Source organism: Bacillus sp. LL01 (assembly GCF_001037965.1).
This window is the reverse complement of record NZ_LFEL01000123.1, coordinates 1-5,316: the sequence shown is the minus strand read 5'-3', so window position 1 is coordinate 5,316 and position 5,316 is coordinate 1. Positions and strand designations below refer to the sequence as shown.

Here is a 5,316-nt window from a genome sequence, read left to right as displayed (position 1 = left end):
AAGTGGTTGATGAACTTCGCCTTACGCCTATTGCAACTCGCCTAAGTGAACTTTTAGGGAAAGATGTTAAAAAAGTTGATGAAGCTTATGGGGAAGAAGCAGAAGCGGCAGCTAACAGTTTAAGTGATGGTGACGTGTTACTTCTTGAAAATGTACGCTTTTATGCAGGTGAAGAGAAAAATGATCCTGAATTAGCGAAGGCATTTGCAAGTCTTGCTGATGTATACGTAAACGATGCATTTGGTGCAGCTCACMGTGCACACGCTTCAACGGAAGGAATTGCACAACATATTCCTGCTGTAGCTGGACTTCTAATGGAAAAAGAGCTTGATGTTCTTGGAAAAGCGCTATCTAATCCTGAGCGTCCTTTCACTGCCATTATTGGTGGAGCGAAGGTAAAAGATAAGATCGGTGTGATCGAAAACTTACTAGAAAAAGTGGACAACTTAATTATTGGTGGAGGACTTGCTTATACATTTGTAAAAGCACAAGGCCACGAAGTTGGGAAGTCTCTTCTAGAAAAAGACAAGGTCGATCTAGCAAAATCGTTTATGGATAAGGCAAAGGAAAAAGGTGTTAAGTTTTACATGCCAGAAGATGTTGTTGTAGCCGATGACTTTTCTGAGGATGCTAATACGAAGGTTGYAGATATTGATTCGATTCCATCTGATTGGGAAGCGCTTGATATCGGACCAAAAACACGTGATACATATCGCAGCGTAATCKAGGAATCGAAGCTTGTGATCTGGAATGGACCAATGGGTGTATTTGAATTGCAAGTATTTGCAAACGGTACGAAAGCCGTAGCTGAAGCTCTATCTACAAGTGAAGCTTACTCAGTTATCGGTGGTGGAGATTCTGCTGCAGCTGTTGAGAAGTTCGACTTAGCGGATAAGATGAGCCATATTTCAACAGGTGGCGGAGCATCACTTGAGTTCATGGAAGGAAAACAACTTCCAGGCGTCGTTGCATTAAACGAAAAATAATACGAGGACGAGGTGGTTCACATGCGTAAGCCAATTATCGCAGGTAACTGGAAAATGAACAAAACACTTGGCGAAGCGAAACAATTTGTCCAAGAAGTAAAATCAAATGTTCCAGCAAGTAGCGAAATAGATGCAGTTGTTTGTTCTCCTGCATTGTTTCTTGAAAGTCTTGTATCTGAGACAAACGGTACAGACCTTAAAGTAGGAGCTCAAAATGTTCATTTTGAAGAAAATGGTGCATTCACAGGTGAAATTAGCCCTGTCGCTCTACAAGACATGAACGTTCCTTATGTGATCATTGGTCACTCTGAGCGTCGTGAAATGTTTGCTGAAACAGATGACACGGTAAACAAGAAAGTCCATGCTGCCTTCAACCATAATCTTGTACCAATCATGTGCTGTGGTGAAACAGATGCAGAGCGTGAAGCTGGTAAAACAAATAATGTTGTAAGCGAGCAAGTAGTTAAAGCTCTTGCTGGTTTAAGCGAAGAGCAAGTTAAAGAAACGGTCATTGCTTATGAGCCAATTTGGGCAATCGGAACAGGAAAATCTTCAACGGCAGCTGATGCAAACGAAGTATGTGCCTATATCCGTGATGTCATAGCGACTACCTTTAGCGAGTCAGCAGCTGCTGCTGTTCGTATTCAATACGGCGGTAGTGTAAAACCTGCAAATATTGCAGAGTATATGGCACAAAAAGACATTGATGGTGCCCTTGTTGGTGGTGCAAGTCTTGATCCACAATCATTTCTTGAGCTTTTGGAGGCAGGTAAATGAGCAAGAAGCCAGTAGCACTGATTATCCTTGACGGATTCGCAATGCGTGATGAAGTGAATGGAAACGCAGTGGCACAAGCAAAAAAACCAAATTTTGATCGCTATTGGGACAAGTACCCGCATGCGACACTAGAAGCTGCTGGTGAAGCAGTAGGTCTTCCGGACGGCCAAATGGGTAACTCGGAAGTAGGCCATTTAAATATTGGCGCTGGTCGTATTGTGTATCAAAGTTTAACCCGTGTGAACTTGTCGATTCGTGAGGGAGATTTCTTTGAAAATCAAACCTTCCATGAAGCGATTCATCATGTTAAAACAAAAAATAGCGCACTTCACGTATATGGGTTATTATCAGATGGAGGTATTCACAGTCATATCGATCATCTATTTGCCCTACTTGAACTAGCAAAAAGTGAACAAGTAGAGAAAGTGTACGTTCATGGTTTCCTAGATGGACGCGATGTAGGACCAACTTCAGCTGAAATTTATATTGAAGCCCTGCAAAAGAAATTAGCCGAGCTTGGTGTGGGTGAACTTGCCAGCCTACACGGGCGTTATTATGCAATGGATCGTGACCGTCGTTGGGACCGCGTTGAAAAGTCATATCGTGCAATGGTTTATGGCGAAGGACCAACTTATCAAGATCCAATTGAGCTATTAAAAGATAGCTATGAAAATGGAATCCATGATGAGTTCGTCATTCCATCCGTGATGACAAATCAAGACGGAACTCCAGTCGGTACAGTTCAAGATGATGATGCGGTGATTTTCTTTAATTTCCGTCCAGACCGCGCAATCCAAATGTCACAAGTCTTTACAAACGAAGACTTCCGTGGGTTTGAGCGCGGACCCGCTCACCCTACTGATGTTCACTATGTGTGTATGACCCACTTTAGTGAAACCGTTGATGGCTATGTGGCGTTTAAGCCTTCTAACCTAGATAACACATTAGGCGAAGTGTTAGCGCAACAAAACTACAAGCAATTGCGTATTGCCGAAACAGAAAAATATCCACATGTGACCTTTTTCTTTAGCGGCGGTCGTGAAGAGCCATTTGAAGGAGAAGAGCGTATTTTAATCGACTCTCCAAAAGTGGCGACGTATGATCTTCAACCTGAAATGAGTGCCTATGAATTAACGGGTGCCCTTTTAGCAGACATTGAAGCAGATAAACACGATGCTATCATCTTAAASTTTGCAAACCCTGATATGGTTGGACACTCAGGTATGCTTGAGCCAACGATTAAGGCAGTTGAAGTCGTCGATGAATGCTTAGGTAAGATTGTTGATGCCATCAATGCAAAAGGCGGAGCAGCTGTTATTACCGCGGACCACGGTAATGCAGACGAAGTGATGACGCTTGATAATAAGCCAATGACAGCACACACAACAAACCGAGTACCTGTTATCGTGACACAAGAAGGACTCACTTTACGTGAGGATGGAATTTTAGCTGATTTAGCGCCAACGGTACTTGCCCTCCTTGGTGGATCTCAGCCAAATGAAATGACTGGAAAGAAATTATTTTAATATAATCTTAAGGAGTGACTATAATATGACAATGATTACAGATGTTTACGCACGCGAAGTCCTTGATTCTCGTGGTAACCCTACAGTTGAAGTAGAAGTATATCTTGAGTCTGGTGCTATGGGTCGCGCTCTTGTTCCAAGTGGCGCATCTACTGGTGAATACGAAGCAGTTGAATTACGTGATGGCGGAGAGCGCTACATGGGTAAAGGAGTTCTTCAAGCAGTTGAGAACGTGAATGACGTTATTGCTCCTGAGCTTATTGGCATTGACGCTCTAGATCAACTTGGTATTGACCAATTAATGATCGAGCTTGATGGAACGGAAAACAAATCTAAATTAGGTGCTAACGCTATTCTTGGTGTATCTATGGCTGTAGCTCATGCTGCTGCTGAAGCACTAGGTGTACCTTTATACGTATACCTTGGCGGATTCAATGCGAAGCAACTTCCTGTACCAATGATGAACATCATCAATGGTGGAGAGCATGCTGATAATAACGTTGATATTCAAGAATTCATGGTAATGCCTATCGGTGCTGCTGACTTTAAAGAAGCAGTACGCATGGGCGCCGAGATCTTCCACAACTTAAAAGCTGTTCTTAAAGGCAAAGGCTACAACACAGCTGTAGGTGACGAAGGTGGATTCGCTCCTAACTTATCTTCAAATGAAGAAGCACTTTCAACAATCATTGAAGCAATCGAAAAAGCTGGCTACAAGCCAGGTGAAGAAGTTGTTCTTGCAATGGACGTTGCCGCTTCTGAAATCTTCAACAAAGAAGACGGTAAATACCATCTTGCTGGAGAAGGTAAAGTATTATCTTCTGAGGAAATGGTTACATTCTACGAAGAGCTTGTTTCTAAATACCCAATCATCTCAATTGAAGATGGTCTTGACGAAAACGACTGGGATGGCTTCAAGCTATTAACAGATCGTCTTGGTGATAAAGTACAACTTGTTGGTGACGATCTATTTGTTACAAACACAACAAAGCTTTCTGAAGGAATTGAAAAAGGAATTGGTAACTCAATCCTAATCAAAGTAAACCAAATTGGTACACTTACAGAAACATTTGAAGCAATCGAAATGGCGAAGCGCGCTGGTTACACAGCTGTTATCTCTCACCGTTCTGGTGAAACAGAAGATGCAACAATCGCTGATATCGCAGTTGCAACAAATGCTGGTCAAATCAAGACTGGTGCCCCGTCTCGTACGGACCGTGTGGCGAAGTACAACCAACTTCTTCGTATCGAAGACGAGCTTGCAAACGTGGCGCAATATAGCGGCCGCAGTGCATTCTATAACTTAAAGCAGTAATTGATTAACAGAGGAGGAGCGCATGACGATGCGCTCTTCTTTTTTGGTTTTTGAGCAGGGTTTCGCTCATAAAAAGCTCAAAAAAGCGAGTTCGCACATTAATCGAGAATGGCGCACATATATCGGTGATAGCGCACATAAGTTGGGAAGTATCGCACATATCCAAGAAAGTGCGCACATAACGACTTATATTTCGCTCATAACAACAAGCCTCCTCTACATTAATCATGATTATTTATGGTTGTGACAATGTCTCAATTTGTGGTAAAGTTATAGAAGCGCATATTGTGCTTGGAGGTGTAGAAGGGGTGCAAACAGTTGCTTTTGTTTCATTGATTATCGTATCGATCGCGTTGATTGCTGTTGTTTTACTCCAATCTGGACGTAGTGCTGGTTTATCCGGTGCAATCTCAGGTGGAGCTGAACAATTAGTAGGTAAACAAAAAGCACGTGGAATCGATGCAGTGTTAAGTCAAGCGACAGTTGTTCTTGCGGTTTTGTTCTTTGTCTTAACAATTGCAGTAGCATATTTCATGTAGGCTTTAAGCAGTGGGTGGTGCACCTACTGCTTTCTTTGTTCTTGTTGATAAATAAAAAAAAGATTGTACTATTATGTTTTCGGGTACAATCATAGTAACAGCAAAGAAAGGTGACACGAGATGATTGGATGCCTCTGTTTGCACGGTTTTAAAGGTGAACCTTGGGAAGTCGA

The 5,316-nt window shown here is 42.4% G+C and carries 5 protein-coding genes; all 5 read left to right on the top strand.

The window, feature by feature from the left end:
• A partial coding sequence (locus AB685_RS26025) for a phosphoglycerate kinase (RefSeq protein ID WP_047973497.1) occupies window positions 1-986 on the top strand: 986 nt, incomplete at its 5' end.
• A gap of 21 nt (window positions 987-1,007) precedes the next feature.
• Window positions 1,008-1,763 carry a triose-phosphate isomerase gene (gene tpiA, locus AB685_RS26020; protein WP_047973496.1) on the top strand — a complete coding sequence of 252 codons (756 nt, stop codon included), beginning with the start codon at window positions 1,008-1,010 and terminating at the stop codon, window positions 1,761-1,763.
• Window positions 1,760-3,289, top strand: a complete 1,530-nt coding sequence (gpmI, locus tag AB685_RS26015; protein WP_047973495.1) for a 2,3-bisphosphoglycerate-independent phosphoglycerate mutase — start codon at window positions 1,760-1,762, stop codon at window positions 3,287-3,289. Before tpiA ends, gpmI begins: the two co-directional genes overlap by 4 nt.
• Window positions 3,290-3,314: 25 nt before the next feature.
• Window positions 3,315-4,604, top strand: coding sequence for a phosphopyruvate hydratase (gene eno, locus AB685_RS26010; protein ID WP_047973494.1), 1,290 nt, complete (start codon window positions 3,315-3,317; stop codon window positions 4,602-4,604).
• 308 nt (window positions 4,605-4,912) lie between these two features.
• Entirely contained in the window at window positions 4,913-5,143 is a 231-nt protein-coding gene (gene secG / locus AB685_RS26000) for a preprotein translocase subunit SecG (protein ID WP_047973492.1), read from the top strand.
• Window positions 5,144-5,316: the final 173 nt, after the last annotated feature.